Raw genomic sequence first — 13,873 nt, 5'->3', positions numbered from 1 at the left:
CACCATGAGCACGCGCACCGAGGTGGTCGTGATCGGCGGCGGGTACGCCGGGGTCATGGCGGCCAACCGCCTGACGCGGCACGGCGACGTGGCCGTGACGCTGGTCAACCCGCGCCCGGTCTTCGTCGAGCGCATCCGCCTGCACCAGCTCGTGGGCGGGACGAACGACGCGGTCGTGGACTACGGCGACGTGCTGGCCCCGGCCGTCCGGCTGGTCGTGGACAGCGCGACGCGGATCGACGCGGCCGGGCGGCGGCTGGAGCTGGCGTCCGGCGACGCGGTCGGCTACGACTACCTGGTCTACGCGGTGGGCAGCGGCGGCGCCGACCCGACCGTGCCCGGGGCGGCCGAGTTCGCCCACCCCGTCGCCACCCTGGAGGACGCGCGGCGGCTGCGGCCGCTCGTGGGGGCGGCGACGGCCGTGACGGTCGTCGGGGGCGGCTCGACCGGCATCGAGGTCGCCGCCGAACTGGCCGAGGCGGGCCGCCGCGTGACCCTGGTCTGCGGTGGCGTGCTCGGCCCGTACCTGCACCCGCGCGCGCGGCGCTCGGTCGCCGAGCGGTTGGCGGCGCTCGGGGTGCGGGTGCTCGACGGCCCCGGCTCGACCGCGACCGGGGTGACGCGCGACGCCGTGCGGCTCGCCGACGGCCGCGAGGTGCCCGGCGACGTGACCGCGTGGAGCGCCGGCTTCGGCGTGCCCGACCTGGCCGCGCGCAGCGGGCTGCGCACCGACGCGCTCGGCCGCCTGCTCACCGACGAGACCCTCACCAGCGTGGACGACGCGCGCGTCGTCGCGGCGGGCGACTCGGCCGCCCCGTCGGACCTGCCGCTGCGGATGAGCTGCCAGGCCGCGATCCCGCTGGGCGCGCAGGCCGCCGACACGGTGTTCAGCCGGATCGCGGGCGAGCGGCCCGCACCGCTCAACCAGGCGTTCGCCGGGCAGTGCGTCAGCCTGGGCCGCCGCGACGGCGTCCTCCAGTTCGCCCACCGGGACGACGTCGCGCTGTGGCTCCACCTCGCCGGCGGCCCCGTCGCGAAGCTCAAGGAGTTCGTCTGCCGGGGCACCGTCGGGCACCTGGCCCGCGAGGGGCGCGAACCCGGTTCGTACCGCCTGCACCGGATCACGGGCGGGGCCGTGCGCCGGCGGGTGCTGCGCGCGAAGCACGACTCGGCGTCGGTGGCGGCGCCGGCCGTTCCGGGAGGACGATGAGCGGTTCGTCCGACCACGGTGCGCCTGCCCGCCGAGCACGGCAGGATCACGGGATGCGCAGCTCACTCTTCGACCACGCCGAGCGGTCCGTCGAGCCCGGCAGCTTCCAGCTCCAGAACGAGCGGATGCTCAAGGTGGACCTCACCGGCAGCGGTGGGTTCTTCTTCGCCAAGCAGGGGTCGATGGTCGCCTACCAGGGCGACGTCGACTTCGCGTACGAGGGCAGCGGCGGGCTCGGGAAGCTGTTCAAGAAGGCGTTCACCGGCGAGGGCATGTCCCTGATGAAGGTGTCGGGCAGCGGCGACGTCTTCCTGGCCGAGAAGGCCGACGAGGTGTTCGTGCTCCACCTGGAGGACGAGGGCGTGACCGTCAACGGCGCGAACGTGCTCGCCTTCGAGAGCATGCTCACCTGGGACATCAACCGCGTCGAGGGCGCGTCGATGCTCAGCGGCGGCCTGTTCAACACGACGTTCACCGGGACCGGCGCGCTGGCCGTCACGGCGTTCGGGACGCCGGTCGTGCTGACCGTGGACGTGCCGACGTACGTCGACGTGCAGTCCGCCGTCCTGTGGTCCACGTCGCTACGCTCCTCGATCCGCAAGACGGCGAAGCTCGCGGCGGTCATCGGGCGCGGCTCGGGCGAGGCGTACCAGCTCGGGCTGACCGGTCAGGGGATCGTCGTCGTGCAGGCGTCGGAGGGGCACCCGCCGGTGCCCAGCCAGTGAGGCCGGGCGCGTGGCCGAAAAATAAAGTTGTCCGGACAGGAAAAGTTGTCATAGGCTGGCCGCACCCGACGAACGGAGTGGCCATGTCCTTCCAGGCGTACCTCGACAACATCGAGAAGAAGACCGGCAAGACCCCCGCCCAGTTGTTGGCCGAGGCCCGTGACCGCGGCTACGACGCCACGACCAAGGCGGGGGTGGTCCTCGGCTGGCTGAAGGACGACTACGACCTCGGGCGCGGGCACGGGATGGCGCTGTTCCACGTGCTCAAGAACGGCACCGGGATCGCGGACAAGCACGTGGGCGGTACCGGGAACCACCGGGACCCCTCCGCGACGCTGCGCGTCGACGGCCTCGCCCACCGCTGACCACCGGCACCGGCCGGCGGGGCGCGGCGGGCGCCACGACCGGCTCCGCACGTCGGCCACGGCTACCGGCTCGACGTGCGCCCCGAGGTGGTGGGCGTGCTGCACGCGGGCGGCCTGGCCCGGTGCGGTGAGCGCGCCGACCGCCGCGCCGGCGCAGTGGCCGGTCGACGGCCTGGTCGGGCTCGTGCCGTCCGGTCCCGCCACGGCGGTGGCGGCGCGGTGGCGGGAGCGCGGGCTCACCGCCGTGGAGAACCCGGCCACCGCCGAGGTGGCGCCCGGCGCGTGGGAGGACGCGGTCGACCTGCCGGCGCCGCAGGCGTTCGCCCACCCGACGCGCGAACCGTCGCCGGTGCTGCTGATGCGCGCGCCGGCGTCCCGGCCGTCAGGTGGTGATGGAGAAGCTGTTGGCGCGGAAGTCCATGCCGCCGGACGACGAGGTGATCTCGAAGCCGAACTGCACGTCGCCCACGGTCACGTCGCCCCACCAGCCGCGCGAGCCGATCCAGCGCAGCACCGCGAGCACGTCCACCGACCCGGCGTCGGTGTCGGACGTGCGCACGAACGAGAACACCTGGTTCGACCCGTTGGAACCGCGGTGCACGTCCCAGGTGTGGCCGCCGACCGACACCGTGGTCTCCCGCCCGCCGATGGGGCCGACCGCGCCCTGCTCGTTGACCCAGATCATGACCTCGTAGGCGTGGTCGTCGGCCCAGATGTCGTACGCGGTCGCGTACGCGCCGCCACCGGGCCGGGTCACGTCGAACGAGCTGGACAGCCGGCCGAGCGAACTCAGCCTCCGGTCGACCATCCTCGCCGAGTGCGGGTAGGACTTCACGCCGCCGGTGTTCGGGTGGTTCGCCCACACGCCCCAGTTCGAGTGGGAGTTCGCCCAGATCGCCTGCGGCCCGGTGCCGCTGCCCCAGACGTTGTTGCGCACGGTGTACCCGTTGGTGGACCAGGTCCCCCACTTGTCCGTGGAGGACCACGTCGCGGCGTGCGCGGGCCCCGCACCCCCGAGCAGCGGACCCCCGAGCAGCAGGCCACTGAGCACGACCGCCACCGCGGCCCATCGCGTTCTCGTCATCGTCGGCACCCCTCCCGGGCGTCGTCGCCCACGTCGGCGTCCGGCGGCGGAACGGCTCGGACTTTCCCAGCCCCCTCCGGACCGGGTCAACGCACCGGTCCCGCTTCGAGTGGGTTCGACGAACGGCTTCGAAGGATTTCACCCGCTTGCGCGCGGGCCCGGGTCGGCGGCGGTCACCCCGCGACCCGGTAGGCGCGGATCACCGTCTGCCGGAAGGAGTTCCCGTCCTCGTCGGCGCCGGAGACCCTCAGCGACGCGAACCCCGGGCCGCCGTTGCGGACCAGCGCGGTGCGGCCGAGCACCGGGACCCGGGACCACGTCGCCCCGTCGTCGGACGACACCTCCACCACCGGCCGCCCGACCCGGCCGCCGCCCTGCCGCTGGACGTCCAGCGGCACCGGCAGCACGCGGTGCGCGGGCGCGCTGCCCGTGTCGTCCAGCGAAGGGGTGAACCGGACGACGGTCAGCGGCAGGGCGGTGGTGGCGGCGGTGGTGCCCGAGCGGAACGTCCAGCTGCCGGTGACCCGGGTGCTCAGGTCCGTCGCGGCGGGATCGACGGTCGCCTCGGCGTCCAACCGGAAGTCGGCCGGTCCGGGCGGCACGCTGAACCGCCCGTTGCCCGGCTGGTCGCCCTCGCCGACCGGCACGCCGTCGCGGTGCAGCGTCGTGCGGGACGACGTCGTGGGGAACACGCCGAGGTTGCCGTCGCGGTCGCCCCACAGGGCCAGGGACACGTCCACCCGGTCGCCGGTGCGGGTCAGGCCCGCGGTGCCGATCGCGGGTCCCAGCACGGGGCGGAAGTACCACTGCACCTGGTCGGTGCCCGGCCGGTAGGTGCGGTGGGGGTGGATCTGGTTGCCCAGGTACGCGCCCCCGCCCAGCCGGTCGACCATCCACCGCCACGCCACGTCCCGCGTGGTGAGGTGGTCGACGTACGTGCCGCCCGGGCCGAACCACAGGCCGACGCCGGCACCGGAACCGCCGCCGACCGCGAGCGGCACCCCGATGTACTGGTGCGTCCGGTCGGGCCCGCCGGTGTCGATGCGCTGCGTCACCCTCGCCAGCTGCCGAACGCCGGGGGAGCGGACGAAACCGGTCGGCACCGGGCCGCGCTCGACGTACACCAGCCGGTAGTTCACCGGGGTGTCGCCGAGGGGCGCGCCGGCGTGCTGCGCGCCGATGATCGTGGTCAGCTCGTCGCGGGGCAGGGCCGGGCCCAGTTGGGCGAGCGACACGACGCCGCGGAAGCCGCCCACCAGCATCAGGGCGCCGCCGCCCCGGCCGTCGAGGGCCGGGCGGTGCAGCACGACCTGGCCGAACAGCTCCTCGGCGCCCGGTTCCGGCGGCGTCACGGCCACCGGCCGGGCCAGCCGGGCGTCGACCTCGACGGTCGTGGCCCCGGTGAACCCCAGCAGCGGCACGGGCAGGAACGCCAACCGCGCGCCGTCCGTCACCACGTAGTTCTCCAGGGCGTAGTCCCCCTTGGGCAGCCGGAGCTTCGCCACGCCGCCCACCGGCACGGGGAACACGAAGCTGTCGTCGTCGAGCCCGGTGACCGAACCGGACACCTCGTCGGCCGGCGCGCCGCGGTCGTCGGTGTACCGGAGCGTCAGCTCGTAGCGCTCCGGCTCGCGTTCGAGGGCCAGCGGTGTGCGCGTGCCGTCCGACGCGACGACCGCGCCCGAGTAGGCGCCGTCCGACGGGGCGGTCCGGGTGTCGCCCGTGACGGTGACCCGCGTGCTGCCGCCCGCCGGGACGGTGATCCGCGCCGGCACCACGGAGAACACGCCGGCCGGCGCGGGCCCGCCGTCGGGTCCGGTGGCCTCGACGGCCAGGTCGAGCACCACGGGGGTCGGGCCCGCGTTGCGGTAGGACAGGTGGCGCACCACGGGCGCGTCGTCGTCGTGCGGCCAGAGCTGGGTGCCGAGCCCGAGGCTGACCGGGTCGGTGGTGGTGGTCGCGGTGATCGCCCGGGCGATGTCGAGCCGGCCCGCGCCCTGGTCGAACACGCCCGCCGCCGGGGTGGGCCGCGCGGACGCCACGAGGGCGGCCTTGAGCTGCGCGCCCGTCCAGTCCGGGTGCTGCTGGGCGAGCAGCGCGGCGGCGCCCGCGACGTGCGGCGCGGCCGTCGACGTGCCGGAGAGGGCGACGTGCGTGTCGTCCACGGGGGTGCCGACGCGCCCGTCGCGCGCCTTGGCGGCGACGACGTCCACGCCGGGCGCGGTCAGGTCCGGTTTGATGCCGCCGTCGCCTGCGCGCGGCCCCCGGCTGGAGAACGGGGCGAGCGCGTCGGTCCGGTCGACCGCGCCGACGCCGAGCGCCGCGTCGGCGGTGGCGGGCGAGTTGACCGAGCCGGGCCCGGCGGAGTTGCCCGCGGCGACCACGAACAGCGCGCCGGTCTCGGCGGAGAGCCGGTCGATCGCCGCTTCGAGCGGGTCCACGTCGGGTGTGTCGTAGCCGCCCAGGCTCAGGTTGACGACGTCCGCGCCCTGGTCGACGGCCCACTGGAGACCGCGCAGGATCGACGACTCGGGGCAGCCGCGCGGGCCGCACACCCGGCCGTCGAGGAGCCGCGCGTCCGGTGCGACGCCCCGGTACACCGGGTGGGTGGAGGCGATGGTCGCGGCGACGTGCGTGCCGTGGCCGACGGCGTCCGCGGGGCCGGTCGCCCCGGTGAAGTCCGCCGCCGCGGCGACCCGGCCGGCCAGGTCGGGGTGCGCCGCGTCGATCCCGGTGTCCAGCACCGCGACCCGGACGCCCGTCCCCGTCCGCCCGGCCGCCCACGCGGCGGGCGCGCCGACCTGGGCCGTGCTGCGGTCGAGGGCGGTGCGGCGCAGGCCGTCCAACCACACCTTGCCGACGGCCGGGTCGTCCAGCAGGGACCGGAACGCGGCGTCGGACCCGGTCACCCGCGCGGCGAGCGCCCCACCGGGCAGGGCCGCGGTGACGTGCGGGCCGGCCGCCGGCGCGACGCTCCCGCCGCCCACCACGACCAGCGGCACGGTGTCGCGGTGCGCGTCGTCGTAGCCCGCCTCGACGAGCCCGGTGACGTCGAACAGCCGGAGGTCGAGCCGGCCGGCGGCGAGCGGCCCGGCGGCGTCGAGGGGCACCACGTGCAGCCGCCCGGCGCGGTGGAACGTGCGGAAGGCGGCGTGCTCCCGCCCCGGCGCGGCGGTGATCGAGACGACGTCCCGGCCGTCGACCAGGACGCGGTCGCCGGTGATGAGCGTGACGGACGTGCCGCCGGACCTGGGTGAGCCGTCCGCGCCGAGCGAGCCGTCCGCGCCGAGCGGGCCGGCGGTCGCGGTGGCCGTGAGTGGGGTGGTCAGCCCCAGCACCAGCGCGGCGACGCCGCAGAGGCCGTGTCGTCCAGGTCTGAGCACGGGGGCCTCCAGGGTCCGGTGGCTCGACCGTAACGGCGTGCTCGGGCCGGGTCAGCGCCGATCGGCGGCTTCGCGCGCCCTGGGTCCACCTGCCGCAACGGGGGTTGCACCGAGGGGCGGCCGGGCGGGCAGATCCCCGGCCGAGCGGGTATCCGCGCCGCCCCCGGGCGCTCCGCCACAGGTGACCGGACCGACGATCCTCCCGCGACCGCTCGACGTGGAGCTGCCGCGCCTGCGGCTGGTCGACCGGCTCGCGCGGCGCTGGGAGCACCCCGTGACGGCGGTCGTGGCCGGGGCCGGGTTCGGCAAGACCACCGCGCTCGCGCAGGCCGTGCGCGCGCACCTGCTCGAACCGCGCGGGGTCGACGTGTGGGTGGACTGCTCGCCCGCGCACGAGGCGGCCGGCGCGCTGGCCGGCGCCCTGCTCGACGCCCTGGCCGACGGGACCCCGCGGCGGACGGCGCGGGCCGTGCTGGACGCGCTGGTCCGCCGCGCGCCGGTCGAGGTGTGCCTGCTGCTGGACGACGTGCACGAGATCCCCGCCGGGTCGCCGGGCGCGGCGCTGCTCGCCGAGCTGGTGCGCGGGCTGCCGGCGACCGCGCACCTGGTGCTGTGCGGCCGGGAGCTGCCGGACCTGCCCCTGGCGCGGCGCGAGGCCGCGGGCGGGGTGGTGCGGATCGGCGCCGACGAGCTGTCCTTCACCGACACCGAGGTGCGGGCGCTGGCCCACCGGCTCGGCGCGGAACCGGCCCCGGCCCGGTCGCTGCGGGGGTGGCCCGCGCTGGTGCGGCTGGCGTTCGCGGCGGGCCCCGCGGCCCCGTGGCGCTACGCGCGCGAGGAGATCCTCGGCCGGCTGCCCGGCGCGCGCCGCCGCGAGCTGGCCGCCCTCGCCGCCCTGGGCGCGGCGACCGGCGCGGAGGTCGCCGCGGTCACCGGCGAGCCGGGCGCGCTCGACGAGCTGGCCCGGCGGGTGCCGCTGGTCGGCGAGCTGGACGACGGCCGCTACCGCGCGCACGAGCTGTGGACGGAGGCGCTGTACCGCACCACGACCTGCGACGACCTCCAGCGGCTGCACCGCCGGGCGGCGGCCGTGCTGACCGCGCGCGGCGACGTGGTGCGGGCGGGGGAGCTGGCGTGCCGCGGCAGGGACTGGGCGCTGCTCGCCGAGGCGTCGGTGGAGCTGGTGACCACGACGCTGTCGGCGCTGCCCGTCCTGGTCGCGGAGCGCTGGCTCGGCTCCGCGCCGCCGGCGGCGCGGGACCGGCCGGCGTTCCTGCTGCTGCGCGCCGCCGTGCTGCACGCCACCGATTTCGCCGACCCGCGGATCGACCCGCTGCTGGACCGGGCGTGGGACGGGCTCAAGCACACCGCGGTGCTCGGGCAGGCCGTGATCACCGCGCACTCGCGGGCCGACCTGGCGCGGCTGACCGAGCTGGCGGGCCGGGTCGGGGAGCTGCGCGGCGAGCCGACCGCCATCGCGCTCGTGCTGCGGCACAGCGTCGCGGCGACGGTCGCCGAGGTCGGCGGCGACCCGGAGGCCGCGCTGGCCGAGATCGCACGCGCCCCCGTCGTGGACGTGCCGCCGCAGGTGGCGCTGGCCACCGTGCGGTTCCACTACCACTGCCTCAACATGTGCGGGTTCGCCGGCGACGCGGCCGACCTCGCCGACCGGGCGCTGCGCGAGGCCGACGAACCGCACCTGCGGCTCAACGGCCCGGTCGCGCGCTGGTTCGACGGCGACCCGGCGGACCTGTCCCGGTTGCGCGGCGCGCCGATCGGCGGGTCGCCGCCCGGTGGTACGGCGCGGGACTCCTTCGTCGCGTCGGCGTTCCTGGCCGTCATCGCCTCGTGCTGCGGCGACGCCGCGTCCTGGGACCCGCTGCCGTGCGGCGACCCGGCCGGCCACGACAACCCCCGCGACGCCGTGCTCGCCTGCGCCGCGCGGGCCGCGGTGGCGGTGGGCGTGGGCGACGAGACCGAGGCGCGCCGGGTGTTCGCCGACCACCTGGCGCGGTGGCCGGTGACCGGGCGGTTCCACGAACGGCACCTGCGGCGGTTCCTGGCCCTCGGCTACGTGCTGAGCGAGGAGCTGCGGGCGGTGTGGGACCGGGTGGAGCTGGGGCCGTCGCACGCCAGGGCGCGGGCGGCGGCGCGGGCGCTGGTGCGGGCCAGGGAGGGCGACCCGGCCGCCGCCTCGCGGCTGCCACCCGAGCACGCGCTGTGCTTCCTGCCGCTGCCGTGGTCGGTGGAGCTGGCCGCGCGGCTGGCGGACGGCGGTGACCTCGACCTGGGCCGGTGGCTGGCCGACACCCTCGGTCCGGTCGTCCACCGGCGGTTCCGATCAGCCGCTCGTTCCGGCGGGCCCGGTGGGTCGGTCGGGTCGGTCGGGACAGGCGGGGCGGGCGGGTTCGGCGGGGGAGCGGCGCGGTTGCTCGCCGCGCTGCCCGCGCCGCCGGTATCGCGGACCGGCGTCGAGGTGCTCGGCGCGATGCGGGTGACCCGCGACGGGGTCGCGGTGGACGCGCCGGAGCTGCGGCGGGCCCGCGTCCGCCAACTGCTCGGCGCGCTGGTGCTGCGACCCGTGCTCACCCGCGAGCAGGTGTTCGGGCTGCTGTGGCCCGACCTGGACGCGGCCGGCGCGGCGCGCAACCTGCGGGTGACCCTGACCCACCTGCGGCACCTGCTGGAGCCCGACCGGTCCGGCGGCGAGGCCAGCTTCCACCTGCGGACCGGGGGCGACACCGTCCGGCTGGTCCGCTCGGACCGGCTGGACGTCGACCTGTGGACCTTCGAGGCGCTCGACGGCGAGGTGCGCGAGGCCAGGGCCGCCGGCGACCTGGAGCGGGCCGCGGACCTGCTGGGCAGGGCCGTCGCGCTGTGGCGCGGCGACCCGCTGCCGGACCTCGCCGACGTCGTGGACGCGGAACCGGTCGTCGAGGCCGAGCGCCTGCGCGCGCGGCACGTGCGGAACCTGCTCGGGCTCGGCGAACTCGCCCTCGTCGCGGGTGAGGCGGCCGAAGCCGCCCCGCTCGCCGAGCGCGCCCTCGCCCTCGACCCGTTCGCGCCGCGCGCCCACCGCCTGCTCCTCGCCGCCGCCCTCAAGAGCCGCGACCCCGCCCAGGTCGCCGCCGCCCGGACGAAGGTGCTCGCCGTGCTCGGGGAGCTGGACGCGCCACCGGACGCGGCGACGGGCCTCCTGCTCGACCAGGCGCTGCCCCCGACCGGGGGCCGGGGGCAGCGCGGGGCCGTCGTCAGCAGGCGACGATGACCTCGCTGTTGGGGCAGGCGTCGTTGAGCGGACCGCCGTCGGCGAAGTCGCCCACGACCTGACCGCCGCCGTTGAGCAGGTCCACGCCGTCGCCGCCGAACATGTCGTCGTCACCCCCCTGGCCGTAGACCCGGTCGTCGCCCGCGCCGCCGACCACGAGGTCGTCGCCGTCCAACGCGCAGACGACGTCGTTGCCCTGGAGCCCGTAGATCGTGTCGTCGAACGGCGTCCCCAGGATCACGTCGGGCAGGTTCGTCCCGAACGTGACCACCCCGGGCACGGCGAAGATCGTGGGCGCGAGCCCCGCGCACGCCTGGGCCCAGGGCGGCGGCACGGGGTCGTCCGAGGCGGAGGCGGTGCCGCTCGCCGCGAGCAGCCCGCCGCCCAACACCAACGCGCCCGCACCCGCGAGCGAGGTCAACCTGGTGCGCATGGTCATGTCCGAGCCTCCGTCTTGCCGGTCGTGACGCCTCCTGGCGGCACCGCACCAGGTTCCGCACCGGGCGCTAGCCAGGCGTTAACCACGGGGCCGCCACCCCGGTGCCGCCCGCCGACCACGGGCGCGCGCCGGTGAACCGTCCGGACGCGGCCGGCCGGGTGACGGGGGGCCGGTCCGCTTGTGGTGACCGGCCCGGCGCGCCGAGAGTCCCCGGTCCGGGGATTCGCGAGGGGGCGGCATGAGGCGTGCGTCGGCGGCTGTACTGGTGGTCGTGCTGGTGGTGGTCGGGTGGACGCCCCCGGCGGCGGCGGTGGCGGCGGGCCTGACCATGCAGGTCGTGGCGCACGAGGACGACGACCTGCTGTTCATGAACCCCGACCTCGACCAGACCATCCGCACCCGCACGCCCACGGTGACCGTGTTCGTCACCGCCGGGCAGATCACCGGGGCGGGCGGCACGGACGAGGAGCGCGCCCGCAACCGGCAGCGCGGCATCCAGGACGCCTACGCGCGGATGGCGGGCGTGCCGGACGTCGACCCGGGCGCGCAGGAGGAGTGGCGCGGCGCGCTGGTGCCCGTGGCCGGGCGGCAGGCCGAGCGGTACGTGCTGGCCGGCCGGGACGATGTGCAGCTGGTGTTCCTGAACCTGCGCGACGGCCGGCTCGGCGCGGTGCGCGACAGCGGGGCCGTGGACCTGACCGTGGTCCCGGCCGGCGGACTGGTCACGACCTCCTACTCCTACGACCGGGCGGGCGTCGTGGCGGCGCTCGCCGGCCTGATGGACGCCTACCGGCCGACGCTCGTGCGGGCGCAGGACCCGCTGCCGGACGCCCGGTACGCGGGCGACCACTCCGACCACGTGGCCGCCGCGCGGTTCGCCGACGACGCCGTCCGCGCCCACGGCGGGCAACCGGCGCAGGTCCACTACCGCGACTACAACAACACCAGCGTGCCGAACAACCTGTCGGCGTCCACCCTGGCGCGCAAGAGCTCGATCTTCGACCAGTACCTGCGCTACGACGGCAACACCGGCCTGCGCGGCTACCTGGCGGGCATGAACCACCGCTGGCCGCGCGGCACGGCGTGGTCCGGGCGCAACGCCGACGGGCGCCCGCAGCTGTTCGTGGTGCGCGGCGGCGTGCCGCACACCTACTGGCAGACGCCGTCCGGCCCGTGGGCCGGACCGGGCGGCCTCCCGGACCCCGGCGGGCCGCTCGCGCAGGGCCTGGCGGTGGCCCTGGGCCCGGACGGGCGGCTGGAGCTGTTCGCGCGGCGGCAGACCGACCACCACCTGCTGTCCCTGCGGCAGACCGCGCCGAACGGCGGGTGGAGCGGGCCGTGGACGGACCTCGGCAACCCGAACACCGCCTTCGGCAACGCCGACCAGGTGGGGCTGCCGGCGGTGGCCGCCAACGCGGACGGGCGGCTCCAGGTGTTCGTCAAGAACGGCGGCGGCGGGGTCAGCGCGAAGCACCGCACGGCGACCGGGTGGAGCGACTGGGTCGACCTGTTCGGCACGGACGTGCAGGACGGGCTGACCGCGGTGACGACGCCCGGCGGCACCGTCGAGCTGTTCGCGTCGACCCGGTCGCGCCTGCTGCGCTGGTACCAGGCCCAGCCCAACGGCACCTTCACCCGAGACGAGACCCTGCCGTCGGCCGTCCCGGCCGGTCCGCCGTCGGCGACCCTGGCGCAGGACGGCCGCGTCGAGGTGCTCTACCGGCGGGCCGGCACGGAGGAGGTCGTGCTCACCGTGCGGACGGCCGCCGGCTGGGCCGGTCCGGTGGTGCTCGGCGGGCACGGCGGCGTGGGCCAGGTCGCGGCGGTGACCGCGCCGCCGGGAGCGGACGCCCGCGTCGTGGTGCTCCAGCGCAACGGCGGCACGGGCGTGAGCGCGGCGCGGCAGCAGGGGCCGAACGCCGGCTACGGGACGTGGACCGACCTGGGCGGTGTGGTCGCCGACTCCCCGACCGCGGTCCGGGACGCGCGGGGCGCGCTGGTCGTCGCCGCCGTCGGCACGGACGGCGCCGTCCACCTCCGCACCCAGCAGTCCGCCACCGCCGACAGCCCGTTCGGCCCCTGGCAACGCCTCTGACCTCCACCGGCACCCGCGAGACGCGGCTCTTCACCGTCGCCTCCGGCGGGCGCGGTTCGCGCGATGCCCGCCGGAGGCGGTGCGGGAGCGCGCAGTCCCGGGATGCCGATCTTGATTCGTGCCGGCGGTTCGGTGAGACTGCCCGGCGTGCCCACGGCTTCCGACTTCCGGCGCGTGCTGCGCGAGGCGTCCCTGCGGGTGACGGGACCCCGGGTGGCCGTGCTCTCCGCGGTGCACGCCCACCCGCACGCGGACACCGACACGATCGCCGGCGTGGTCCGGGAGCGCCTCGGCGCGGTGTCCCACCAGGCCGTGTACGACGTGCTGCGCGTGCTGACCGCCGCCGGCCTGCTGCGGCGCGTCGAACCGCCGGGGTCCGCCGCGCGCTACGAGGCCCGGGTCGGGGACGACCACCACCACGTCGTGTGCCGGTCCTGCGGCGCCGTCGCCGACGTGGACCGGGTCGTCGGCGTCGCCCCCTGCCTGACCGCCGCCGACGACCTCGGCTTCACGATCGACGCGGTCGAGGTCGTCTACCGGGGCCTGTGCCCCGGCTGCTCCGGCGGGTGAGCGAGGAGCGCCGCCAGCTCGGCCGGCCTGGTGATCATCGGCCAGTGCCCCGAGTCGAGGTCGGCGAACTCGACGTGCCCGGCCGCCGCCAGCTCGGGCACGTCGCCGTCGGCGACCCACCCCCGGGCCTGCTCGGGCGAGAACTCCGGGCACACGACCAGGACCGGCACCCCGTACCGGCGTTCGTCGGTCAGGCGCACCACGCCCTTGCTCACGCCCTCGGGCACCGGGACGGCGGCGGCGGCGAAGCGCTCCCTGGCCGCCTCGTCGAGGTCGGCGGAGTCCGGTCCCTCGAACACCTCCCAGCCCGGGAAGGGCACGACGCCGTCCACCGGTTCGAAGAAGTCCGCGTAGGGCCGCCCGTCGCCGGTCGGGAAGCCGCCCACCAGGACGACCCCGGCCACCCGGTCCGGTCGCGCGTCGGCGGCGAGCCAGGCCAGCGTGCAGGCGGCGGAGTGCCCCACCACCACGGGGTTCCCGGACGCCGAGTCGACGGCGGCCAGCACCGCGGCGACCTGGTCGTCCAGGGTGGCGGAGGTCGACCCGTCGCCCTGTCCGGGCAGGGCGACGGGCACGGCGCAGTGGCCGAGCGCCTCCAGCTCGGGCACGACGCCGTCCCAGGCGGACGCGTCGAGCCAGAGACCGGCGATGAGCAGGACGTCCACGGTCAGCTCCCCTCGTGCGGTGCTGCCGGAACCGGTGCGGCCGGACCCGGTGCGGTCGGACCCGGTGCG

General features: G+C 76.7%; 10 protein-coding genes and 1 pseudogene. 7 read left to right on the top strand and 4 right to left on the bottom strand.

The genetic code is table 11. The annotated features are described in order from the left end of the window. Positions 1 to 4: 4 nt before the first annotated feature. From ACRAKJ_RS24110 to ACRAKJ_RS24095, 4 genes and pseudogenes are all read left to right on the top strand, one after another. Positions 5 to 1,210, top strand: coding sequence for an FAD-dependent oxidoreductase (locus ACRAKJ_RS24110; RefSeq protein ID WP_438925422.1), 1,206 nt, complete (start codon positions 5 to 7; stop codon positions 1,208 to 1,210). 53 nt (positions 1,211 to 1,263) lie between these two features. Then, positions 1,264 to 1,935, top strand: coding sequence for an AIM24 family protein (locus ACRAKJ_RS24105; protein ID WP_438925423.1), 672 nt, complete (start codon positions 1,264 to 1,266; stop codon positions 1,933 to 1,935). 83 nt (positions 1,936 to 2,018) lie between these two features. Beyond that, positions 2,019 to 2,300 (top strand): DUF4287 domain-containing protein, encoded by a 282-nt coding sequence (locus ACRAKJ_RS24100; protein WP_438925424.1) that lies wholly within the window; start codon positions 2,019 to 2,021, stop codon positions 2,298 to 2,300. Positions 2,301 to 2,427: 127 nt separating this feature from the next. Then, positions 2,428 to 2,643, top strand: a pseudogene (locus tag ACRAKJ_RS24095) (hypothetical protein); the annotation flags it as partial. Between the two features lie 39 nt (positions 2,644 to 2,682). On the opposite strand, the gene ACRAKJ_RS24090 reads toward ACRAKJ_RS24095, so the two are convergent. Next, entirely contained in the window at positions 2,683 to 3,384 is a 702-nt protein-coding gene (locus ACRAKJ_RS24090) for a GH12 family glycosyl hydrolase domain-containing protein (RefSeq protein ID WP_438925425.1), read from the bottom strand. A gap of 173 nt (positions 3,385 to 3,557) precedes the next feature. Beyond that, entirely contained in the window at positions 3,558 to 6,767 is a 3,210-nt protein-coding gene (locus ACRAKJ_RS24085; RefSeq protein WP_447008671.1) for a S8 family serine peptidase, read from the bottom strand. A gap of 181 nt (positions 6,768 to 6,948) precedes the next feature. Here ACRAKJ_RS24085 and ACRAKJ_RS24080 point away from each other — a divergent pair, with 181 nt between their 5' ends. Then, positions 6,949 to 10,035 carry a BTAD domain-containing putative transcriptional regulator gene (locus tag ACRAKJ_RS24080; RefSeq protein ID WP_447008670.1) on the top strand — a complete coding sequence of 1,029 codons (3,087 nt, stop codon included), beginning with the start codon at positions 6,949 to 6,951 and terminating at the stop codon, positions 10,033 to 10,035. On the opposite strand, the gene ACRAKJ_RS24075 is transcribed toward ACRAKJ_RS24080, so the two are convergent. Then, positions 10,019 to 10,474, bottom strand: a complete 456-nt coding sequence (locus ACRAKJ_RS24075; RefSeq protein WP_447008669.1) for a hypothetical protein — start codon at positions 10,472 to 10,474, stop codon at positions 10,019 to 10,021. The two genes, ACRAKJ_RS24080 and ACRAKJ_RS24075, sit on opposite strands and share 17 nt — an antisense overlap. Positions 10,475 to 10,712: 238 nt before the next feature. Here ACRAKJ_RS24075 and ACRAKJ_RS24070 point away from each other — a divergent pair, with 238 nt between their 5' ends. Both ACRAKJ_RS24070 and ACRAKJ_RS24065 read left to right on the top strand, forming a co-directional pair. Then, a complete protein-coding gene (locus ACRAKJ_RS24070) occupies positions 10,713 to 12,569 on the top strand; it encodes a PIG-L family deacetylase (protein ID WP_438926542.1) in 1,857 nt (618 codons plus the stop codon). Positions 12,570 to 12,716: 147 nt separating this feature from the next. Next, positions 12,717 to 13,139 carry a transcriptional repressor gene (locus ACRAKJ_RS24065; RefSeq protein WP_438926541.1) on the top strand — a complete coding sequence of 141 codons (423 nt, stop codon included), beginning with the start codon at positions 12,717 to 12,719 and terminating at the stop codon, positions 13,137 to 13,139. On the opposite strand, the gene ACRAKJ_RS24060 is transcribed toward ACRAKJ_RS24065, so the two are convergent. Continuing rightward, positions 13,103 to 13,804: an alpha/beta fold hydrolase gene (locus ACRAKJ_RS24060; protein ID WP_438926540.1), complete on the bottom strand. Its 702-nt coding sequence runs from the start codon at positions 13,802 to 13,804 to the stop codon at positions 13,103 to 13,105. The genes ACRAKJ_RS24065 and ACRAKJ_RS24060 overlap by 37 nt on opposite strands. Positions 13,805 to 13,873 lie beyond the last annotated feature (69 nt).

It is taken from the genome of Saccharothrix sp. DSM 118769 (assembly GCF_052936295.1).
Note: the sequence above shows the minus strand (reverse complement) of the source record. Positions and strands in the feature narration are given on the sequence as shown.